29 protein-coding genes and 1 riboswitch are annotated in these 21,002 nt (G+C 45.9%); of the genes, 8 read left to right on the forward strand and 21 right to left on the reverse strand.

The window, feature by feature from the left end; all coding sequences use genetic code 11:
* Positions 1–35 precede the first annotated feature (35 nt).
* From PGS25_RS02715 to PGS25_RS02725, 3 genes are all read left to right on the forward strand, one after another.
* Entirely contained in the window at positions 36–587 is a 552-nt protein-coding gene (locus PGS25_RS02715; RefSeq protein WP_270417637.1) for an SLOG family protein, read from the forward strand.
* Positions 588–1,202: 615 nt separating this feature from the next.
* Positions 1,203–1,757 carry a sigma-70 family RNA polymerase sigma factor gene (locus PGS25_RS02720; RefSeq protein WP_173885419.1) on the forward strand — a complete coding sequence of 185 codons (555 nt, stop codon included), beginning with the start codon at positions 1,203–1,205 and terminating at the stop codon, positions 1,755–1,757.
* Positions 1,754–1,936 (forward strand): helix-turn-helix domain-containing protein, encoded by a 183-nt coding sequence (locus tag PGS25_RS02725; RefSeq protein ID WP_173885417.1) that lies wholly within the window; start codon positions 1,754–1,756, stop codon positions 1,934–1,936. Before PGS25_RS02720 ends, PGS25_RS02725 begins: the two co-directional genes overlap by 4 nt.
* Positions 1,937–1,989: 53 nt before the next feature.
* Here the strand turns inward: PGS25_RS02725 and PGS25_RS02730 are convergent, their stop codons facing one another.
* The 4 genes from PGS25_RS02730 to PGS25_RS02745 all read right to left on the reverse strand — a co-directional run bounded on the left by PGS25_RS02730 (position 1,990) and on the right by PGS25_RS02745 (position 4,786).
* Positions 1,990–2,415 carry a winged helix-turn-helix domain-containing protein gene (locus PGS25_RS02730; RefSeq protein ID WP_270417752.1) on the reverse strand — a complete coding sequence of 142 codons (426 nt, stop codon included), beginning with the start codon at positions 2,413–2,415 and terminating at the stop codon, positions 1,990–1,992.
* A gap of 175 nt (positions 2,416–2,590) precedes the next feature.
* Entirely contained in the window at positions 2,591–3,283 is a 693-nt protein-coding gene (locus PGS25_RS02735) for a riboflavin kinase (protein WP_270417639.1), read from the reverse strand.
* 8 nt (positions 3,284–3,291) lie between these two features.
* Positions 3,292–3,936 (reverse strand): ECF transporter S component, encoded by a 645-nt coding sequence (locus PGS25_RS02740; RefSeq protein ID WP_270417640.1) that lies wholly within the window; start codon positions 3,934–3,936, stop codon positions 3,292–3,294.
* Positions 3,937–4,053: 117 nt separating this feature from the next.
* Positions 4,054–4,169: riboswitch (FMN riboswitch) on the reverse strand.
* Between the two features lie 98 nt (positions 4,170–4,267).
* A complete protein-coding gene (locus PGS25_RS02745) occupies positions 4,268–4,786 on the reverse strand; it encodes a nitroreductase family protein (protein ID WP_270417753.1) in 519 nt (172 codons plus the stop codon).
* A 152-nt stretch (positions 4,787–4,938) separates the two neighbouring features.
* On the opposite strand from PGS25_RS02745, the gene PGS25_RS02750 reads away from it, so the two are divergent.
* Positions 4,939–5,292, forward strand: coding sequence for a winged helix-turn-helix transcriptional regulator (locus PGS25_RS02750; RefSeq protein WP_118024187.1), 354 nt, complete (start codon positions 4,939–4,941; stop codon positions 5,290–5,292).
* Positions 5,293–5,413: 121 nt separating this feature from the next.
* Here the strand turns inward: PGS25_RS02750 and PGS25_RS02755 are convergent, their stop codons facing one another.
* The 17 genes from PGS25_RS02755 to PGS25_RS02835 all read right to left on the reverse strand — a co-directional run bounded on the left by PGS25_RS02755 (position 5,414) and on the right by PGS25_RS02835 (position 17,637).
* Positions 5,414–5,836 (reverse strand): winged helix-turn-helix domain-containing protein, encoded by a 423-nt coding sequence (locus PGS25_RS02755; RefSeq protein WP_270417641.1) that lies wholly within the window; start codon positions 5,834–5,836, stop codon positions 5,414–5,416.
* Positions 5,837–5,866: 30 nt separating this feature from the next.
* A complete protein-coding gene (locus tag PGS25_RS02760) occupies positions 5,867–6,631 on the reverse strand; it encodes an EFR1 family ferrodoxin (protein WP_270417642.1) in 765 nt (254 codons plus the stop codon).
* Positions 6,628–7,248 (reverse strand): TetR/AcrR family transcriptional regulator, encoded by a 621-nt coding sequence (locus PGS25_RS02765; RefSeq protein WP_270417643.1) that lies wholly within the window; start codon positions 7,246–7,248, stop codon positions 6,628–6,630. Before PGS25_RS02765 ends, PGS25_RS02760 begins: the two co-directional genes overlap by 4 nt.
* A 200-nt stretch (positions 7,249–7,448) precedes the next feature.
* The gene (locus PGS25_RS02770) at positions 7,449–8,105 is read right to left on the reverse strand and encodes a hypothetical protein (protein WP_270417644.1); all 657 of its coding nucleotides are present in this window, start codon (positions 8,103–8,105) and stop codon (positions 7,449–7,451) included.
* 17 nt (positions 8,106–8,122) lie between these two features.
* Complete coding sequence (locus PGS25_RS02775) at positions 8,123–8,839, reverse strand: DUF4313 domain-containing protein (RefSeq protein WP_270417645.1); 717 nt, start codon at positions 8,837–8,839, stop codon at positions 8,123–8,125.
* Between the two features lie 448 nt (positions 8,840–9,287).
* Entirely contained in the window at positions 9,288–10,382 is a 1,095-nt protein-coding gene (locus PGS25_RS02780) for a DUF4313 domain-containing protein (RefSeq protein WP_270417646.1), read from the reverse strand.
* On the reverse strand, positions 10,379–10,924 hold the full coding sequence (locus PGS25_RS02785) for an adenylosuccinate lyase (RefSeq protein WP_270417647.1): 546 nt from the start codon (positions 10,922–10,924) through the stop codon (positions 10,379–10,381). The genes PGS25_RS02780 and PGS25_RS02785 overlap by 4 nt, the downstream gene beginning before the upstream one ends.
* Positions 10,921–11,460 (reverse strand): decarboxylase, encoded by a 540-nt coding sequence (locus PGS25_RS02790; protein ID WP_270417648.1) that lies wholly within the window; start codon positions 11,458–11,460, stop codon positions 10,921–10,923. Before PGS25_RS02790 ends, PGS25_RS02785 begins: the two co-directional genes overlap by 4 nt.
* Positions 11,461–11,635: 175 nt before the next feature.
* Positions 11,636–12,121 carry a hypothetical protein gene (locus PGS25_RS02795; protein ID WP_270417649.1) on the reverse strand — a complete coding sequence of 162 codons (486 nt, stop codon included), beginning with the start codon at positions 12,119–12,121 and terminating at the stop codon, positions 11,636–11,638.
* A complete protein-coding gene (locus PGS25_RS02800) occupies positions 12,114–12,542 on the reverse strand; it encodes a DUF6809 family protein (RefSeq protein ID WP_270417650.1) in 429 nt (142 codons plus the stop codon). The genes PGS25_RS02795 and PGS25_RS02800 overlap by 8 nt, the downstream gene beginning before the upstream one ends.
* A gap of 35 nt (positions 12,543–12,577) precedes the next feature.
* Positions 12,578–13,261 (reverse strand): YkgJ family cysteine cluster protein, encoded by a 684-nt coding sequence (locus PGS25_RS02805; RefSeq protein ID WP_270417651.1) that lies wholly within the window; start codon positions 13,259–13,261, stop codon positions 12,578–12,580.
* A gap of 104 nt (positions 13,262–13,365) precedes the next feature.
* Complete coding sequence (locus PGS25_RS02810) at positions 13,366–13,611, reverse strand: hypothetical protein (RefSeq protein WP_270417652.1); 246 nt, start codon at positions 13,609–13,611, stop codon at positions 13,366–13,368.
* 63 nt (positions 13,612–13,674) lie between these two features.
* Positions 13,675–14,214 carry a sigma-70 family RNA polymerase sigma factor gene (locus tag PGS25_RS02815; protein WP_270417653.1) on the reverse strand — a complete coding sequence of 180 codons (540 nt, stop codon included), beginning with the start codon at positions 14,212–14,214 and terminating at the stop codon, positions 13,675–13,677.
* 102 nt (positions 14,215–14,316) lie between these two features.
* Entirely contained in the window at positions 14,317–15,150 is an 834-nt protein-coding gene (locus tag PGS25_RS02820; RefSeq protein WP_270417654.1) for a hypothetical protein, read from the reverse strand.
* A gap of 38 nt (positions 15,151–15,188) precedes the next feature.
* Entirely contained in the window at positions 15,189–16,190 is a 1,002-nt protein-coding gene (locus PGS25_RS02825) for a DUF932 domain-containing protein (protein ID WP_270417655.1), read from the reverse strand.
* 117 nt (positions 16,191–16,307) lie between these two features.
* A complete protein-coding gene (locus PGS25_RS02830; protein WP_270417656.1) occupies positions 16,308–17,123 on the reverse strand; it encodes a hypothetical protein in 816 nt (271 codons plus the stop codon).
* 112 nt (positions 17,124–17,235) lie between these two features.
* Positions 17,236–17,637 (reverse strand): single-stranded DNA-binding protein, encoded by a 402-nt coding sequence (locus PGS25_RS02835; protein ID WP_270417657.1) that lies wholly within the window; start codon positions 17,635–17,637, stop codon positions 17,236–17,238.
* A gap of 574 nt (positions 17,638–18,211) precedes the next feature.
* On the opposite strand from PGS25_RS02835, the gene PGS25_RS02840 reads away from it, so the two are divergent.
* From PGS25_RS02840 to PGS25_RS02855, 4 genes are read left to right on the forward strand one after another with little or no spacing between them, the layout of a single operon-like run.
* Entirely contained in the window at positions 18,212–18,409 is a 198-nt protein-coding gene (locus tag PGS25_RS02840) for a helix-turn-helix domain-containing protein (RefSeq protein WP_015559857.1), read from the forward strand.
* The gene (locus PGS25_RS02845) at positions 18,402–19,073 is read left to right on the forward strand and encodes a response regulator transcription factor (protein WP_177716557.1); all 672 of its coding nucleotides are present in this window, start codon (positions 18,402–18,404) and stop codon (positions 19,071–19,073) included. Before PGS25_RS02840 ends, PGS25_RS02845 begins: the two co-directional genes overlap by 8 nt.
* Entirely contained in the window at positions 19,070–20,257 is a 1,188-nt protein-coding gene (locus PGS25_RS02850) for a sensor histidine kinase (protein WP_177716558.1), read from the forward strand. The genes PGS25_RS02845 and PGS25_RS02850 overlap by 4 nt, the downstream gene beginning before the upstream one ends.
* A 60-nt stretch (positions 20,258–20,317) precedes the next feature.
* A complete protein-coding gene (locus PGS25_RS02855) occupies positions 20,318–20,998 on the forward strand; it encodes an ABC transporter ATP-binding protein (RefSeq protein ID WP_122644603.1) in 681 nt (226 codons plus the stop codon).
* The last annotated feature ends 4 nt before the right edge of the window (positions 20,999–21,002 follow it).

The following is a 21,002-nucleotide window of genomic DNA, read 5'->3' on the forward strand; positions in this document are numbered from 1 at the left end:
ATAGACGAAGATGGATACTGGGAAAGGAGAATCATATGAACAGTTTTTCGTGTGTAATTACAGGCCATAGGCCGACTCGTTTCAAGTTCAAATATAACGAAAAGGACAAGCGCTGCCAGCGGATCAAAAAGTGTTTGCAGGAACAGTTTATACGGCTTTATAATCAGGGGGTGCGATGCTTTTGGGCTGGGGGAGCAATGGGAACTGATATGTGGGCGGCAGAGATCCTGTTGCGTATGAAAGAACAGACAGCGTATCAAGATGTGAAATTGTGTCTGGCTCTCCCCTTTGAGGGATATGATGCAGACTGGGATGATTGGCACCAAAAGAGAATGAAGTTTATTCGCAAATATGCAGCGAAGGTTTTAATTCTGGGTGAAATGCCATCAAGTGAGAATTATAAAAAACGCAATTACTTTATGGTGGATCAGGCCGGTTGTATGGTGGCTGTTTATGATAATGCAAACAATGTGCGATCCGGAACTCAGCAGACTATCAACTATGCCAAAAAGAAAGGACTTCAAATCATTTATATCCATCCGGATACGGCACAGGTAACGACAGAAGATACAACTTTATGGAAATAATAAAGGAATAGCTCCAAAGTGGGAGAATGCTATGACTGTTTTGGAGCTTGTTTTGTTATATAATGTCGAATGATTTTCTCTTTCCTCGAAGGATATTCTAACGCTACTCCAAAGGTTTCCGAAAACTGTCAGTTACACTGTAATTATGGCAGTAATCCCAAAAATCAATGAAAATTCGGTAAGCGGAGGTGGGGGTATGAGATCAGTACGATACCCAATGAAAATCGGAAGTACAGGGCGGTCTTTATCCTGATGATGGGGATAAAGGCCGCCTCCTGTTTTAATATAGAATAGCTGGAACAGCATTTGAAAAAAGTATTATTTTACAATTTAACAATTATCAGCAAGGCGGCAGCGTTGCGCTGCCATATCGCGAAAGAAAGGGGATGATGCAGGCCGCCTGTGTGCCGTCCGCATAACTGCGGACAGGGAGTAACGGTGTTATGGAGAAAGGATTCCACGACATCGAGCAGTTCATTGCTTTCATAACTCCAGGACACACGGCTTTTCATGAACGGCTCTCAATAGGGGCATATCGTCGAGGCAGGGCAAGAGAGTTTTCTTCACATAAAGATAAACCTCCACCTGCCCGAACGGCATCTATTGAACTGCTCGATGCAGAAATTCAAGAAACAGCTGGTTTTGTCCATTGGTACAAAGCTGGCTGTTTTTCTCTATATCAACCAGCTTTGGCCCGGTGCAGGTCACCGCCAGAAGCTCAGGAAATCCATCGGAATTCTTGAGACTTTTGGAGGTAAAGCCATGTGGCAACGGAATAATGGACAGGCAGAAGATGACCTGCAATTTAGATTTACAGCATATTTGGTGTCGGCGGTTAAGCGCCGTAGAAAAGATTATTTGCTCCAGCTTTATAAGCGCAGCAGTATAGAGAGTACTGTGGAAGTGGTCTACGAATCCGAACCCAGCTCGGAGGAAGTGGTTTTGGACAAATTGCCGCTTATGGATGTGATTGAGAATGGGGCGCTTTTGGAGGCCCTGCAAAAACTCAATGAACGGGAGCGCCAGATATTTCTGGCCCGAACGCTGGAGGAAGAAGATTTTGATACTTTGGGAGCAAAGTTTGGACTGTCTTATAAAGGGGCAGCGGCGCTTTACTACAGGACGATTCAGAAAATTAGAAAGAGTATTGAAGGGGGTGACAAGAGATGAATTTTGAATGTCTGCTTCTCAGCGCCAAGGCTGGAAACGAGGATGCCATTACGGCGATTTTACAGATGTACCGGCCATTGCTGCTCAAGTATGCCATTATTGATGGAGCATTGGATGAGGATCTGTATCAGGAATTGAGCATTATTTTGTTGAAGGCGATTAAATTGTTTAAGATTTAAGTCAATGAGAAAGGCTCCGAGATCCTTACGGCCTCGGAGCCTTTCTTACTGACTTAAAGGGGAGAACTGTTAAATTTATATCCGCTGCCCAGTACAGTCCGGATATAGCCACCCTTGGGCATATTCGGCGTCAACTTACGTCGTATCTGACTGATGACGCTGGCAACGGCAGTTCCGCAGTGCTCACCGTCCACATTCCACACAGCCTCATAAATCTGGCTGGCTGAGAATACCCAGCCAGGGTGACGAGCCAGATAAGCGAGGACAGCAAACTCATGGTGAGTCAAAGTAACAAGTTGACCGTTGCAGGATACAGTTTGCTCCTTTAGCCGAATTTCAAGGTCTGGAAAGGAGAGGCTGGCGTTAGAGGGTGGGAGAGCAATATGGTCAAGTTCTGGTTCGTTTGCAATAGCTTCTATAATTTTATTGAGTATATGTTCTTCGTGGTCTGCAACGGATAATATTAAAAATTTGCCCATATTGTTCACATCCTTTCTTCTCCTTATGTGCATAAGCAGTGGTTCTGTTTTTGGAAAATCTTAAATGAGATGGGGGTATAGTGCCAGAGCCTTTTCTATTTGTAAAAGGTTGCTGAATATAGAGACTTCAAAACTCTGGGACTGGGGCCATTTGTTCTAATGCTTAAATATCACCTTACCCAGAATTAAACTTATAACCGTAGCCAATTACAGTTTTTATATACTCGCGCCCCTTGCAATATGGTTTTAGCCTTTTGCGTATTTGGAAAATTGTATTTTCTACTGCGTGTAAATGGTTATTTGTAGGCTCATGCCAAATCTTTTCATAAATCTGCTCTTTTGTGAAGGTGGTTTGAGGAGATTGTTGCAGCAGATAAAGGACTTCAAATTCGTTTGTTGATAAATAAACTTCCTTCTGTTCTAATATTACACAATGCCGGTTAACATCAATGTGTAAGGTGTGACTTGCTTGCTTCAATCCCCAAAATTTTAGCGCCATTGTCCGGTCGTTTGCAATTTGTGCAAGCAGCAAGGATAATTCGTTAAATTTTCTAACTTCTCTCAATTTCTTATATAGGTTGACAGTTATCGTACTCCCGTATATGTCCTTATCAAAATCAAAAATATGTGTTTCGATTGAAACAGAATCATCATTATCAAGTGTAGGGCGTGCCCCAATATGGGTAACACCATAATATCTCTTGTCGCTTAAAAGAATATCTGCCACATATACCCCTGTATTTGGCAAAAATGTATTTTTTGCTATCTCCATGTTTGCGGTAGGTGTCCCCACATGCTTTCCAATACCTCGGCCGTGTATAACGATTCCCGTTAGTGTGTAAATAGGCGCATTCGTATTTTCTTTCATTTCGATCCTCATATAATTCCATTCATTGATAGGATGATCAAAACACAAGTCACAATGATGAAGCTTGCCAATATAAGCAGACCAGTATGCTTTTGTCTTGCTTCATTTTCCGAAGTAGCAACATATCCGCTTTTTCTCAAAGCGGTAACTATGGGCTTATACAGTAAAAATGTAATGGATGCATTTAACCCGCCTTTCAACAAGTTAAATGGAAGAAAGGCAGGGAGTAACAATTCCACAACCGCTTCTCTTGGATACCCCATATAAAGCGGCGTTATCAAATAGTTCCATAGCAGCATAACAATAACCGTTATTAGCCACCCCGATGCCAGGCCAATCAGTGCACCAGATAGAGTGTGTTTTTTTTTGTAAATGATAGACGCCGTACACGCAAAAGATAGTGTTTGTACGATATTCATGATACAACCTAATATTCCGGTATCGCTTACTGTAATCATTTCAAGGGTTGCCACAATGACAGATACGATACAGGAAGTCATCGGTCCCCAAATAAAGCCGCCTAAAGTTACAATAACATCTGATGGGTCATACTTTAAGAATAGAATAATCGGAATCCTGCCAACAACCATGGTGACATAAGTGATTGCACATAGCATCCCAATAGCGGTGATTCTTTTTGTTTTACTGTTCATAATTGCTTTCCTCCGTGACAAAAAATTAACACCCAAAAGAAAAGGTCTTTCAGGTGTTAACATTATAATTAGGCCACAGAAAAGAAAGTAAGCCTCTCAAAATCTGCGGAAATCTAACCATATCTTCTTTCATCCAGACTATACTGTTGGTTTTGGAATTACACCAAATCGTGCGTTTTACGCTCGCGGACTTTACCGCCAATCGGGAATTTCACCCTGCCCCGAAGACACTTTTATTCAGTTGTTTCCCCGCAATTATAACATCAACCACTTTTGGAAGCAATGAGTTGAAGAAAGTTCGGAAGCATTTCGGAAATCATCTTATATTCAGTTATAGTTTTTCATACGAAACTAAGTCGGTGAGTGGAATCCTCAGATGGTCATGTCTTTCTGTATCTGCAGCTTCTTCATTTCCATAACCGATTACTAAAATATTGATTGGCTCTAAATTATCGGGCAAATCAAATTCTTTCCGGATAACATCAGGCTGAAAGTAACATACCCATACGGTACCTAAACCTAATTCTGTTGCCTCCAACATCATATGGTCTGTTAGGATAGCTGAGTCAATGTCTCCGGTTTGTTTTTGGTCAAATGGGCGAACCCATGCTTTGTTATGATCTGCACATACAATAATTGCAAGAGGAGCATTATAAATATTTGCCCCTTTGCTGATTTTTTCCAGCCCTTCTTTGCTTTCTACTGCAATTAAGTGAACCGGCTGTAAGTTTGCTGCTGTTGGTGCAACATGAGCAGCCTGCAAAATTTTATCAAGCTTCTCTTTTTCCACCTTTTTGCTGCTGTAATTGCGTACAGAATACCGTTTTTTTGCAATCTCAATAAAATTCATCATGGTCAATCCTTTCTTGGTGTTGTATAATTTAGTTGCCATATTCAATCGTCGTACTAATTTTAACATGGTGCAGTAGAATAACAAGATTGCACTTTTCAGGTAGATACTTCCCTCAAAGAAAGTACCCAAAAAGGAGTGAATTTATAAAAATGAATTATCAAAAAGATCAATTTAGTTGTCCAGTGGAAGCCACACTTTTTCTGATTGGAGGAAAATATAAACCTCTCATTCTTTGGCATTTGATAGAAAAACCTTTGCACTACATGGAATTACAACGCTTAATTCCAAAAGCCACCCCTAAAATGCTTTCACAACAACTTCGCGATTTGGAAGAATGCGGCATGATTCACAGAGAAGTAATTCCAGAAAAACCACCTAAAACCTTGTATTCACTTACCGCCTTTGGAAAAAGTATCATTCCGGTATTGGATTCTATGTGTAACTGGGGAATACACTTTCTTGAAGGATTGGATATTACACCGCCTTGCGGTTCAAAACTGTAAATAGTCTATTTGGGGAAGAGTAGACTGCCGTTTGTCGAATTTATATATGTTTTTTTCAAGTAACACAGGATTTATATAAAAAAGCGCCGGACAGAGCCAATCAGCATATGTCCGGCGTTTCCTATATCACGGATTCAAATTTATATCCACTGCCCAGTACAGTGCGGATATAGCCACCCTTTGGTGTATCCGGCGTCAACTTGCGCCGGATCTGACTGATGATACTGGCAACGGCGGTTCCGCAGTTTTCACCGTCTCTATCCCATACAGCCTCGTAAATCTGGCTGGCTGAGAATACCCAGCCAGGGTGACGAGCCAGATATGCAAGAACTGCAAATTCATGGTGAGTCAGAGTGACAAGTTGACCTCTGCAGAATACAGTCTGCTCCTTTAGCCGAATTTCAATATTTGGGAAGGAGAGACTGGCATCAGAGAGCGGGAGAGCAATACGGTCAAGCTCTGGTTCGTCTATGATTGCTGCCATGACCCTATTAAAAATATGTTCTTCGCAGTCGGAAAGTGATAGAACCAGAAGTTTTCCCATATTGCTCACCTCCTCGTAAAATGTAAAGTGCTAATCCCCAAAATCATAGATAGAACTCTGAGATATTACTTTTTTTCCTAAAATAGTAATTGCTTTCTTGCTGCACTGATTTACGCACCGATAGCATAAGGTACACCGTCCATTTGCTACAATCTTACCTTTGGATAATGACAAATTATTCATAGGACATACCAATGCACATTTGCCGCACTTTATACAAGTGTCGGAATTTATCTGTATTTTGTCTGAATACGCTTGTGTTTTACGGTAAAACCAAAGCCGCTGTCCTAACAGACCTGCAATATGACACCAAAAGCCTAAACCGTTTTTAGTTGGAGTGCCATTTTTCAAATTGTACACTGCTGATTTTATACATTCTTCTGCTTGTATGACAATTTGCTTATTTTGATCCGGAGTACGCTTTAAGGCTTTTACATCACAAATGCAATCCGGCATTTTCAAATGAAGTCCACCCCATATATGTGCTCCGTATCGCTTAAACAATCTTGCAGATACACCCGCACCATCGCCGCTAAACAGTCCCATTGTTGCAATAATAAAAATGTGTTTTCCTTTCCATACATCAGAATTTCCACAGATAAAATCCCGTACTATTTTAGGCAGGTTGCTGTAATAGATTGGATAGGCAAAAATGATGTCTTTATGATGTGCAACTTTTTCTATTGTACCTTCATCCTCTAAAGGAGTTATTTCAATGTTCCTATCATATAGAGCAACAAACTTTTCTAAACAATATTTTGTATTTCCCGTCCCACTAAAATAAATCCCAATCATATTTTTTCTCCTGTATTATCTATAAAGGGAAGCTGAAAAACATCCATAAAATCAATGACTTTCTCCCTCCAGTCATTATCATAATTTACATTATTCATGGTGGCTAATGAGGTAACACCATGTATAAAAGCCCAAATGGTTATGATAATATCATTTTGCTTTTCTTCTGGATAGTGCGACTGCTCTAGTAGTTTACTTACAATATTTTTATAGATGATATAGGGTTTATAGTTTTGATCGTCTGGTATCGATAACGATAAGTCAATTTTTATGTTGGATTGCGAATATAAAAATTGAAAATAAGCAGGGTTATCTACAAAGAAAGACACATAGGCTATCCCCATATCTTTCAATATTTCTACAACATTATTATTCTTTTGAACGGCACTTTCTAATTGTTTAGAAAATCTATCTGTGATAAATAGTTGCATTGCTTCAAGCAGTTCTTCTTTATTTTGAAAGTGGCTGTAAGGGGCAGCATGGCTGACACCACACGCCGCAGCCACCTTTCTCAAAGAAAAAGCATTTACTCCCTCTGTACTTACAAGCTGAATACCTGTTTCAATCAAAGCATTTCGCAAGTCTTTGTGATGATAAGTTTGTCGTTGCTGTGCCATGCTAAATCCTCCAATCTTTACACTGTCTACATTGTACTTCGTTATCTTTACACTGTCAAGTTTGCAGTGGTTTTTATATCATAGCGGTTAAAATGAGTTTACAAAGGTAATATTTTTATGCGTATATACTTGGGAGTACATAGAAAAACGCACCGGATACAGAGCTGATAGGCATACTGTATCCGGTGCGTTGTAAATTTTTAACCTTTCAGATAGTAATGCACATAGGCATTATAATCTCGATGCCGGGTGACTAACCGCAGCCAGATATAAAAGTGAGCAGTTTCCGAATACAAATTGAATTCGGTGGGCTCGCTGGTGGGCTGGGCGTACCCTCGGCAGAACCGTGTTAGGGTGTCCAAATTCAGAAACTCCGGCAGTTGGAACAGCGCATTCTGGAAAGCATCAATTTCATGGGCAACTTCCAGAACAGGCGTATCCTTTTGGCACTGATGCCAGGTGGTCCACCATTTCCATCCGTCATAATCAGAACGGGAATAGGCTATCTCGCTGGCAGGACGGGAGCCCTGCTGAAACAGATCTTCAAAGGTGCAGGAAGTAGTCAGCAACGGATCTTCAAAGTCGGTCTGCTGCTGGCTCAAACCGTTTTTAACAGCTGCCCATTCTGTTAGGGGGAGTGGGCAACGGTTGGCATCACGCAGGGCTTCATCCATACCGCACGCCTCGCAGATATGGACATCTGCATAGCGGCTCAGGGCGTTGATGACCAGCCTGCGGTCCAGCGGCTGACCACACCGAAGACACAAGGGTGGTTGCTTTGCCTCTGGGGTAAACAGCAGTTTATCCTGTTGCCATATGGTTTCTAACAGGGATTTGGGGTAGATACGGATCTTCATGATGATGTCCTCCTATTTTATTGTCTTTCATATTCGTACCGTTTCCTCCGGTCTTTGGACCAGGGAGGGTAGACACGAAGTTCCTCCTGAAACATGGTCATCAGCTCGGCAGCCATGTCCTCTTTGCGCCGGTAGATGCACTGTTTCTCCGTACCATCGGCATAGCGGATGGTAGTCTGGAGTGCGGGACCTTTCTGCGTGAAGATGAATTTGCGGCCATGAGAAGGGTCAGATGCCTCGATCCAGAGGGGCAGGGTGGTGGAAACCCCATCTGGATACCGCCAGCCGCTGTAATCAGTGTAGCTAAACCCGTTGATTTCCCGTGCCAGCCGGCGCAGGGCAATATACAGCCGCTCAAAGCGGCGTCCCAGTTCGCCTTTTTGCTGCCGGATGTAAAGGGTATGCCCCTCATGATCCAGAGCATCCAATTCGTTGCTATAAAACAGGTATTCAGGGTAAAGGCAGCCATCCGATTCGAGAATTTGTCCGGTGGGTTCCGCAAGGTGATTGTCTGACAGCCAGGCCGGAAAAAGTCCGTCTGTGGCTTTTATATTGATGAAAGCGCAGTGGTCGGGGCGGATTCCGGTTAAGTTGGTGGTAAGATTTTCCCACAAAATCAGGATGCCGTGATCCTTTTCATAGAGCTTGATGGCGAGATTGCCGTTGGGATATGTACTGATTTTCAAAGTCAGCTGGGATCGGTGTTCGCCCAGTGTAAATGCGAGAGTATTCATAAGTGTTTTCCTCCAAAGAAGCACCGGCCGCCTGCAAAAATGCAGATTGCCGGTGCTTCTTAGTGTGTGTTCCGGACAAGGAAACCGGAGCAGAGAGAGGAATGCAGTTCCTCTCTGGTCATCGTCAGCTACACAGCCAAAGTCTTTGACTCGAACTGATAGCGCAGAACCTGAGCCAGCCTTGTCCTGTTTTCACAAGTAATGCGATAGGTAGGGCCATAGTTATGCCTCTGTTCATCCATCCTTCGAATGGAAATGCTAAATCGGGAGCCCTCCTGAGTAATCCACAGACGCCTGCCCGTGGCAGCATCTTCAGCAATAATCCATAAAGGGCACTGCATGGTCATGCGGGTCTGGGGGTAAGCATGCCAGCCGCTGCGGTCATGGTAACAGAAACCGGGGGTAGTCTGCCGCCTTTCATTCAGTACATCATAAACTGCCTTATATTTCATGCACTGCACCGCCTTTCAAAGTTTTTCAGGTAGCCTGCATACCCTTCCGGGTCCAGCTCCTGCAGCCGGTTGGCACGAAAACGATATTCAGGATAGGTGCAGAACCCACTCTGCATGGTGCGACCGGTTGGGATAGCCAGACCATGTCGGATGAGCCAGGTGGGAAATTCCGAATCGGCATTGGTGTCGATAAAGGCATGGTCTTTTTGCCGTTGGCCGGGCAGGTTGACGGTGAGAGTCGCCCAGGGTTCCGGGTCGCCGCTTTCCCATGTCACCATTTGTATGGCAAGGTTTCCATTCAGGTAGGAAGTCACCTGCAGCTGGATGGGGTGCGTGGCGCCAAATTTCTTGTAAGGCAAGGTAACAGGTGCCGCATCGGTATCAGGCTCTCCGTCCTCTACGCCCAGTTCCCAACTAAGGGACAAAATCTGGCTCTGGCTCAGCGTGCGGGTATATTTCTTTGCGTATTTTGGCTTGAAGAGCAGGGCACCGTCCTGCAGGAGCAGCTTTCCTTCTTTTTGGTCCTGAATACAGCGCAGGCCATGCAGACGGGGCTTTGCGCGCTCCACCGCATCGTGGATCTTCGGATGGTCAAACCATATGGAATACTGTACGGCTACATGGAGATGGGGATGCTCCTGAAAGCGTGAGCATAGGAGCTCCAGCACCTGTTGACAGACTTTTCTTCGTTTCTCCAGCGTCTGACGCTCGTTAAAGGTCAACGTGAAATATGAGAAATCCCGTTCGGATGCGTTTGCGGCGTCATTAAAGGGATTACACCAGAAGTACAGATCCCATCGGTCGCTGCCATAGGACACAGGGATATTTTCGTCATACTGGTAGCAGACAAAGTCCTGTGCGATGGCTTCCATGACGGGTTTCATTGCTGCGCTGCTCTCCAAACTTGCCTGACGGATATACTGCTCCCATTCTTCGCGGGTGTGGCTGTCATAAAACTGTTTGTTGGCTGCTGCCTCTGCTTCGGTGCATAGAGACTGCAGGCGCAGGGAGTGGACATCTTCTTTGGCATAGCCTTTTTCAAACCATCTGGTATCAATATTCATATGAGAACGATCTTCGTGAATCTTCATTTTGCATCCTCCTTGTGTATAGTTGCTGCATTTTTGGATGTAGTGTGGTCGTTGGCATTTCCAGTCATGGAGCCGACCATTTCTTTCAGACTGGCGATATACTGTTTCCATACCTGCCTGGATTCTTCAGCACGCTTCAACTCGGCAAGCTGTTCTTCCGGCGACAGGGCTTCAAACTCGCATTGGCGGCAGTCTCTATCAATATCCTGAAAGATACGGTTCAGGATGGAGAGAGCCAGCTCTGTAACAGTGGGACTGTGTTCATCAAGTGCCTTGCGGCCTTGACGGAACAATTCCAGATAGCGCTCATACTGCTGTTTGCTGATGAATTCCCAGCCGTAGGCTTCCTGGATGTCACTTTCGCTATGGTATTGCATAGCTGCTTCAAATTCTGCCTCGCGGTCTGCAGCTTCTTTTTCGATATGCCGCCTGAGCTTGGCGCGGATGCGTTCCAAGTCTTTGAGTAAAAGCTTGCAGGCTTTGGCCTCCATGAGATAACCGTGTGCTTCGCTGTTTAGATATTGCTGAGATGTCTTTTTCATGCGGCAGCTTCCTCCTTGGATTTGGATTGAACAAAGAGCAGGAACCCTTTGCTGGTATCCTCCAGAAGCTGCCATGCACCATCCCGCCAGACACAGGCGGTTGCATCGTTGTAGACTTCCGGTGTCTTGGGTGGGTCGTCAAAGCATTCCGGCGTCACATAAAGGCACATATGTCCCATATAGAAGGGCTGCAGAGCAGCTTCTATCTCTTTGCGCAGGGCAAGGGCGAGTGATTCGATCTCGTCAATATCCTGACGCTGAAAGGCAGCATCTGAAATTTGTTTGAGCCGCTTGGTTTGCTTCACAGCTGTATCGATATAGGGTACAGCCTCATCAAAGTATTTGTGTTTGATTCGCATACCATCGAATACCAGAAAGCGGGTATAGGCGGTAGCGGCTTTACAGATGTCTTGCCGCAGGGCATCAAATGGTTTTTTGTATTTGGTTTTCAGCACCTCCATGGATACGACCTGCAGATTGCGCCGCAGGGTTTCCAGATGGTTCATTAAAGTGGTGCGTAGTTCATCTCGTTCCATAGACATCCTCCGTAGGTAGCTTCCGGGCGGCTATCCGCGCCGGAAGTGGCGGCAGTGCTTATGCACATTGGCGTGGGTAAACGCAAAGTTTTTGCAAGCCAGCAATCGGTTCCGTTCTCTGGGGGATTGTCGGGCAACGCTTGCATGATACTTTTTAACAGATGTTTCTATAGGATTATTCGAGTTCAGGTTCCCAAGGGGGATCTTCCTCATAAGGCGCAGCCTCCTTTTCGTTGTCAGTGGACTTGCCAGCAGCCCGTACCGTCAGCAGAAGGGCATCTTCCCCGACATCGCTGCTGTGGGACTTTTTGGCTCGTTTCTTTTTGCATCTTTCCACGGCTTTGTCATAGTCGTAGCCGATACCAGCTTGCAGCTTATCCGCAATTTTACGAAGCTTTTCGGCATGGTACTCATAGGTAGCACGATGGAATCCAGTCAGCTCCCACTGATCGCACACCGATTCCAAAAGCCGGACATAGTCCCGCAGTGCGTTGACTGTTTTGTAGATATCGCCATAGCAGGTAGTAAAGGTATGGACGCCATCAAGATCCCGAAAGCAAAAAATCAGTTCTTCCCCCAAAAACTGTTCCAGCTGAACTGATTGTACAATCATTGGCCGAAAAGATTCCTGGGGCAGTTCGGGCAGTCTGTTCTCATCCATTGCTATCCTCCTCATGTTCCGGTATTGGCGGCTGTGGGCCTAAGCCTGCCGCAAACATCTGCACAGCGGTACGGTAACCAGAGGCGTATGCCTGCTCCAATACAGCAGAATTGCGGCATTGTACCGCAGTCTGATACTGTTCAAAAGCGATGGACGCCTCGCTGGAGAGTAGCGGAAGCAGAGCTTTTTCTTTCTGTTGTACTGTCTGGTTAAAAGGTGTGAGGCGTTTATCGGGCTTGAACACATCTGCTTCATATTCGCCGTAATAGAGCGAAGTGAGAAAGCGTGGGTCTGCCGGAAAGGATATAGCAGATGGTGCAGGGCGGGAAAGTGCCGCTGCAATGTCTTTGAGTGTGTCGATCAGTGCGGGGAGCTGAGCATTAAAAAATCTTTGCCCCATCGCTGTTTCGTGTAAATTCATAGAATAAGGCCTCCTTTCTAAAAGCCATTTGACTTTTACTGTTCCTTGGCAATCCGGTGCAGGTCTGCTAACAGGTGTCGGTTATTCTGTTCATACTGAGGCTGAAAAGGCTGGTCCAAATCAAAATTGTAATAGCGGTAGTAGAGCACCTTGAATACAATGCCTTGCCGCATGGCAGGGTCAATGGCGCGCATCAGTTTGCCCAGTTCGGTGGCAATTTCATATTCCCGCTTTACATATTCTTTGTCCTCCCGTTTAAAATTCTGATACAGCCAGTCCTTGACGGATACCCGACTGCCGGTAAAGTGGCTCCGGTGCCGGTCCAGACATAGGCAGTATTCAAAATCGCGGCCACGCTCCCCTGGACCTACGGTAAGAGGATAGATACGGCAGGTACGGGTACGGGCAGGGTAGACGGAACAGCGACCATCCATAAGGAAGATGCAGGAGCCGTTTGGGGTGTTTGTCTTGAGCATATAGATAGGGAAGCCTTCTTCGGTCAGAGGTTCCGGATCGCAGTAGCGGAACAGGAAATCCTCTATTCCTTCGATGGGCTCACCTTTTGTTCGGAGATAGCGAGCCAGACGGTAGGCGTCCAGACTCTCCACCATTACACAGCCTTCGATATTGCGGCAGCACTCCCCGCATTGACGGCAGGAAAAGGTGAACTGGTCTTTGGGGCGGACTGGTTGGATCTCATTCATGATTTCTTCGTTCATTTTGTTCCTCCATAAAAAGAGCCGTGACGGAATGGTATCCGCCACGGCCAGAACTTGTGGAATAGTCAGCGGGAGCTGGCTGTTCCAATCCATTTACAGTCCCTTCACGCACATGCGGCCAATCTCATAGGGAACGGACTGACAGCCGCCAGCGGAAAAGGGGACATGGAGAGATGGTAGTGGGAGTTCTGCGTTTCAAAACGGACGCAATCCTCTGACTCCTCCAGAATCGCCACCACACGCGAAGTGTGGTAGATGATTCCTCCGGTGTGCAGAAGTGCACCCTGTCCAACAGACAATGGACGCAGCAGCGAACCGTTTAAAACGATCTGTTTCTTTTCTTTCTTCATTCGGTTTGACCTCCAATCTTTTTGAAAATATGGATGTAAGGGTATTTCGTATCTGTAATGGGTTTATTCATAGCAGATGTCCAGCAGTACATCATGGACTTCGGCCAGAAGTTCTTTAATGCGCCGCATAGGAACCTTCTGGGTACGGGCAATCTCGCGGATGCCATAGCCGCCCTGTTTCAGATGCACAATATCCATTTGCTGCTTGGATACTTTTCCGGCCAGCTCGTGGAGCAAAAGGTCCATTTCCAACTGCTGCATGATTGGGTCATGGGCAGGAATGGTATCTTCCAAAGGCGCACCATCGGGATATAATCCGACGTGAATACTGAGAACCTCCATATTGCGCTTGCGGCGCTCCTGGGTGCGGAAGTAATCATAGAGCCGGAATTTCATTTGTCGTGTGGCGATTGTGCTAAAAGAGAATTTTTGTGCAGATGGAGAGTTGAAGTAATCTTTTACTGCCTTTAAGTATGCGAAAACAACCACATCATAAAATTCATCTTCCGGCAGATGGTTTTCATTCAGGAACTTGTAGACCAGTCCGTGATGATCGGTGGCAAATGCCTGTTGTTCTTTGGTTAATGGTACTTCACATAACATTGTGTTTTCCTCCTTAAATAAAAAAGAGGGATACCTCCGGTGTATTAAACCGAAGGTATCCCTTTGTTCATGTGTCATGTGGTGCAGGCCACATCAAGATACTTATGCGGGCAGCTGCTCGCAGTCACCATTGATCTGGCTGACAGTATAGTGACCGTCTGCCGGCTCGTTGGTCATGGCGCCAGGCTCGATTACATAATCGCAGCCGGTGTCGCGCTGCTCCTCAGTGATTTCAGCACGCTGCTGGAGCAGGAGTTTGATTTGCTCCTTAAAGCTATTGGCGTAAGCCCGGATCTGAGCCAACTCCTCGCCCTGGAAATCCTGCAGCAGTTTGAAGGTAGCAACACTGTAGTCATTGGTGCCGTTGTTCTCACGCTTTAGACCAATCTGCACGATACTGCCGTAAGTGGCGCGGCGGCGGAGCATGAAGGCCCGGTTCAGAAATTCCTTGAAGGGCTTGATGCTGGTAGGAGGCAGATTTACCTGCAGAGGCATATACTCACCACTGCGAAGCAGGTAGAGCACACGCATATTTTTACAGGCTTTTCCTTTGCTGCCATCAGGTGCAGAACCAAAGCGGTTCATCACGCAGGCAGCACAGGCGCCTCCGGGAGTGCCGATGCCAACCTTGCCATCCACAGAAGAACAAAGCGGCGTGGTATCGTCGTCATATTCGCTGCCAGCCGGCCAGTAGGCGCAGGTGGCGTGGTTATGCAGAATGACGCCTACCAGAGTCTTTTCATAGTCGGGATTGTCCGGATCATCGGACGGCATCTCAAACTGGAGTGTGCCGCCGGCGGGAATCTTGACACGCTGAAAGCTTATCTGCAGACCATCGGCGTCCTCAGCCAGTTCCTCGGCGCTGAAATCGCCTTCGATCATAGTGGGGAGCATGAATTTTTCCTGTTTCATCAAATCGCTGTTCTGATTATACATAGTGGTTCCTCCTTAAAAATTGTGATGGTTGCAGATGGTCAGGCGGCCATCTGATTGATACGGTTCCACTGCTGCCGGGGCATGGACAGGATATTGTATCCGATCCCCTCCAGGGCAGTGGCGCGGTCATAGCTGTCCACATCCTGACTAAAGCGTGTGACAGCATTGGATAGTCCATAGAGGGTCAGATCCTTGCCTTCAATCAGACGCTGCAGAACGCCGGTGCTTTCTTCCTCGGTGATATTGAAATCTTTGCTTGCCAGACGGACAACACTGGGAATATCAGTGGTGTTCATCTGGACGGTTGTGGCTTCACGCATCATGCCTACTACCCGTGTAAAACGTGTTTCATCCACGGCGGCCATCACGGTATCCTTGATTTTCATGGCAAATGCGTGGTCATCGGCGGCCAATGTCTCCTGTGAGAACAGTTGGAAGTTTTCGTCTGCCTCGTTGACCCGGCCGATGTGAGTACGGCGAGTCTGGGCATCGTTGACAACCATGCCGTTACTGCATACCAGCCGATAGACCAAAGGCTGGATGTTGACGGAACCCAGTCCAACTTCACTATTGCTGATGATAACGCCGGACTGTACGATGTCACCGGGTACAACTTCGGCTTCAAGCCGCTTGTTGACTACCTTGATGTACATACGGCTGTCCGTGATCTGGCAGCTTTCAAAATAGGCGTCTTCCATTTGCTGAATGACAGGAAGGACGATTTCTGCAATGTCCAGATTGTCAATGCGGCGATAGCGGTTGCTCAAAAAAGCCCGTACAGTTCCATCCAGAGTGCGCACCATACGCTGAGCCGGTTCCCGCTGGAACCAGGAATTCACATTCTCCGCCAGCAGTTCTGGATAATCGGAAAGCATACGGTCATAGTAAGCAGCCGGAATCTTCAGATGCGTGCCGATCTGCCGATGGGCGATCTGGTTAATCTCCAGTGGCTCCACCAGTGGGTCATTGTGGTCATCAAAGGTATGGAGATAAAGCTGGGAACCAAAAGGTTCTACTTGAAGCCGTCTGGTATCAAGCAAATAGTCTTGCTTGAGTTTGGATTGGCGGTCAATCTGTTGTGCCATTTCCACGATGGTAAGTCCTGATTTCATTCGTCAAGTTCACTCCTTTCTCTGCGTTCCTTGGCATCAGAAGCATTACCAGGACACCTGAATGCCCTGGGCAGTGACTTCAGCGGCCAGACCATTGCTTTCCAGAACCTCTGCCAGACGGGGCCAGTAGACCTTCTGGGGAAAGTTGTTCAGATGCTCCTGAGAAACAGCATCTTCTCCCTGCTCAATGCAGATATCACCGTCTTCCCGAAGCGTCAGTTTGCTGTGCCCACGGGAATTAAGGTCGGAAATCAGTGCTTCCAGTACAGAGCGTCCCTGTGTTTCATACCAGATACGGGGATCAACAGGCTGCCTGTTCGGAGGTGTTGTATCATTCTCGTTTGTTTCTCCGCCGACCTTGGATAGCGGAACGATCTTGACCATATCGCATTTGATATTGGCATTCTGATCCAATGTCACATCAGCGTGATCAAACTCGTCAATGCCAAACACACGGATGCGGCCGGTACCGCCATTGCGGATCAGCTGCTCCGGCTGCTTTTCACACCACTCGAAGGTGGCTTGCGGATATGCGGAGTGCAGATATGCCAGAATACGATGGTTGGTGTGGCACACCAGAAGGTCATCGGAGCTGGTGCTGCCCAGGTCAGGGATCTCAAAACTTCTTGTTTGGATGCCTTCTGCATGGAGCTGTCTGGTGCGCTGCTGACGCTGGCGATGCCGTTTAGCCTGCTGCATATAGGGGAGAAGCAGGATCAAAACTACCCACAGTCCCCAGAGAGTGAAAACGCCCAGGAGTAGCCAGACCTGCCAGGGCCCGCGTACCAGAGCCATAATTGCGATGACCGCACCAATCAGGATCGTGATGCTGCCACTCAAAAGTCCTCTGTCATTATTCATGTTTGATACCATCCTTTTTTCTGAATTTGTTGGAAAAAAAAGAGGGACCGCACCAAGCTTTCAGTTTCATTCTGAAAAACTTGATACGGTCCCTCTTGGGCACCGAAGTAAACTACTCCGGCAGGGATTCACGGTTACCGTCCAATACCTCTGTGGGAGGCGGTGCGGGTTCCGCAGTAATGTCCGGGTCATTCTCCTGTCTGTTCGCTGCGGCGGGCTGTTTGGGGAGGAAACCAAAGTCATTTAGACTGACCTTCAGCTTCTTTTCCAATTTGCCATCCTTCATGCGAACATCTACCAGCCGCTGTGAGCCGGCAAGCCAGATCATACTGCCTTTTTTGACCTTGAATTGCATGAGCCGGGTGACATCTGCATCCCAGGCCCATACCTGATAGAACTGCGTCCAGTTTTTGGTGCGTTCCATCAGATCAAAGCATACATAGCTTTGTTTGGACTGGCTTTCTTTGGGTACGAGGTCGTTCATGACGCGCCCGAACACAAAAATTTGTGCCATAACACTCCTTTCTGCCATTGGCATTATTATCTATATAAAAAAGTGCCAGCAGTTTTTCGGCCCTAAAAGGGCGCAAAAAATCACTGACACTTGCATACAAACTTAACAGCGTGTGCAATGCAGGCTTTTGGCCTACGGTACAGATCAAAAAGACCTGTATTCCCAAATGGGATACGCACAAAAATCAATTACAGATACAGTATAGCACTGTATCTTGTACCTGTCAAGATGTAGAACGCTATATATAGATTTGCAGCCAGCGACAAATACGATATGTAGTAATTGAGGAAAGGTGTTGTGGCTTCCTCATTATATAAATAGGAGTGATTACATGAAGTTCTGCAGGATAGTGTGAGTTTGAAGAAATATCGTGATATATCAAAAAGAAAGTAGAGTTTGTCATAGATTGTTGCCTCTTTGTCATAATGTCAAGTGATAAATTCAAAAAATAGCAGCCACGATTAAAGAATTCCTCTTTGTGGCTGCCATTCTGATAATTTTTAGCTTGACTTGTACTGCTTAACTTATTATATTCGAGAGTACGAATTATAATGTGGCAGTACGGAGGTGCAGTATGGATTACATGACTTTGAAAGAAGCAAGCAAAATTTGGGGAGTAACACCTCGTTGGATAAATTACTACTGTTCCGCAGGGCGCATTCCAGGTGCAGAAAAAATGGGGACGATCTGGCTTATCCCTAAGAATGCAACAAAACCATTAGACGGACGGAGAAAATCTGCCAGGCAATCAGGAGGAGAACATCATGATTGAAGTTTATTATGCAGAAGATGATGAAATGATTGGCAAATCTGTAAAAGAATATTTGGAACAGCAGAATTGCAAAGTGAGTGTTTTTGATAGGATTGCCGATGCCAAGAAAGCGTTGATCGGTCATTTGCCTACAATCGTCTTGTTGGACTGGAATATGCCGGACGGACAAGGCAATGAATTGTGCCTTTGGATTCGGGAAAGATGGAAAACCCTGCCTATTATCTATTTGACAGTTCGCGGTGATTCCCATGACATTGTTACTGGCTTCCAAAATGGGGCGGATGATTATGTGGTAAAACCCTTTGAACTTGTTGTTCTGTATTCTCGTATTCTGGCGCTGTTACGGAGAACCGAGGGCGTAACCCACACAAAACTATTCTGCGATGACTTGATTTTGGATAAGGAGAAAACGGCTGTCTATAATGGGCAGAAAGAAATCGTTGTAAGCCAGCCGGAGTACCGAATTCTCCTGATTCTGATGGAAAACAAGGGAAAAACGATCACCAGAAACCAGTTATTAGAGCAAGTTTGGGATCGCAGCGGGAACTATGTAAATGATAATACGCTGACGGTCACAATGAAAAGGCTACGGGAAAAGCTGAATCATCCAGCCTGCTTAAAAACGATCCGAAGTTTTGGCTACCGTATGGAGGACACACAATGAGCGAAAAATGGAAACAAAAAACACTTCTGATTTTTCCGTTTGCTGTTCTTGCGGCAGGCATGATACTTACCGCCGCTTTCTTCCTGCACACGTACCGGCAGATTGCATTTGAACACACTTCGGCATTATGCGAAACCATATTGGAAAATTCTCCTGAAGCCGAGCCGCAGCTATTAGCGGCTCTGAAAGATTATCATTCATTGACCGAACAAGAACTCAGAGACAACGATTATCTGGAGAAATACGGATACCGGGCCGATGATTTTTGCTATGATTTCCCGCTGGATACAGTGCTTTTTCCGATTATATTTTTCCTTGTGACCGCTTGTGCTTTTGGGGCCGGAATCTTTCTGTCCCGCAGAAAAAATCGAAAGAGGATTGATGATTTGACCGAGTATTTGGAGCAGATCAATATCGGTGCTGGCGGGACATTGATACAAACGAAGGAAGATGAATATTCCCATTTGCAGGACGAGATATACAAAACTGTCACGATGCTTTATCAAACAAGAGAAACGGCAGTTGCCGCAAAGAAAAATTTTGCAGAGAACCTGGCTAATATCGCACACCAACTGAAAACGCCGATCACAGCGGCCTTTTTGTCGTTGCAGCTTATGGAAAAAGAGATTCCGGGGGCTCACACAGAACAGGTCAAACAGCAGTTGAAGCGATTAAATCGTCTGGAAGAATCCTTGCTTATGCTTTCCAAAATTGATGCTGGAACGCTGCCGCTAAAGCGGGAAAAGGTCGATCTTTATACGGTATTAAATCTGGCAGCAGATAATCTGAACGATCTATTGCGGAAAAATTGTATTACTGTTGACATTCCAGAAAATGGCTGTATTGAATTTTGGGGAGATTTAGAGTGGACAATGGAAGCACTCATCAATCTCATAAAGAATTGTATGGAACATTCCAAACCGGACGGTGTAGTCCATTGTGACTACTCAGGCAATCCTCTCTATGTAGAAATTCGGGTATGGGATGACGGGGCGGGCTTTGACACAGAGGACTTACCGTATCTTTTTGATCGTTTTTACCGCGGCCGGTGTGCGGTTGGAGATGGAATTGGAATTGGCCTGGCTCTTACCCGTTCCATTTTTGAATTGCAGAACGGAACCATAACCGCCTGTAATTTGCAAAATGGCGGTGCTTGTTTTGAAATAAGGATATACAGTCACTGAGATGTCACTTTACTTTGTTATACTGTACGTAAAACCATTCAGTAGAGAGGAGAAAGTGACATGGAAATACTAAAATGTGAAAATGTCCGAAAGGTATATGGCTCTGGAAACAATCAAGTTGTGGCATTGGATCACATTGACCTGTCCGTACAAAAAGGGGAATTTGTAGCAATCGTAGGGGCATCCGGTTCAGGAAAATCCACCTTGTTGCACATTTTGGGAAGTGTGGATAAGCCAACAGAAGGGAAAGTCCTTATCGAGGGAACAGAATTATCTGCCATGAACCGAACACAGGCAGCCATTTTCCGGCGTAGAAAGGTCGGGCTGGTTTATCAGTTTTATAATCTTATCCCCACCCTTACCGTCCGAAAAAATATTCTCATGCCGCTCCTGTTAGACAAGCGCAAACCCAATAAAGAATACTTTGAGCAGATTGTACATTCGCTGGGAATCGAAGATAAACTGGAAGCACTGCCCAGCCAACTATCCGGCGGGCAGCAGCAGCGTGTTGCCATCGCTCGTTCTTTGATTTATCGTCCGGCGCTCTTGCTTGCTGATGAACCGACCGGCAACCTGGATCGGAAAAACGGAGATGAAATCATTGACTTGCTGAAATTATCTAACCGTAACCTAGAACAGACGATTCTTTTGATTACCCATGATGAAAAGATTGCACTGGAGGCGGATCGTATTATCACCATAGAGGATGGGAAGATCATCAGCGATCAGAAACGGAGGTAAGGAT

It is taken from the genome of Butyricicoccus sp. AM78-15b2TA, assembly GCF_027665985.1.
Classification (GTDB): domain Bacteria; phylum Bacillota; class Clostridia; order Oscillospirales; family Butyricicoccaceae; genus Agathobaculum; species Agathobaculum butyriciproducens.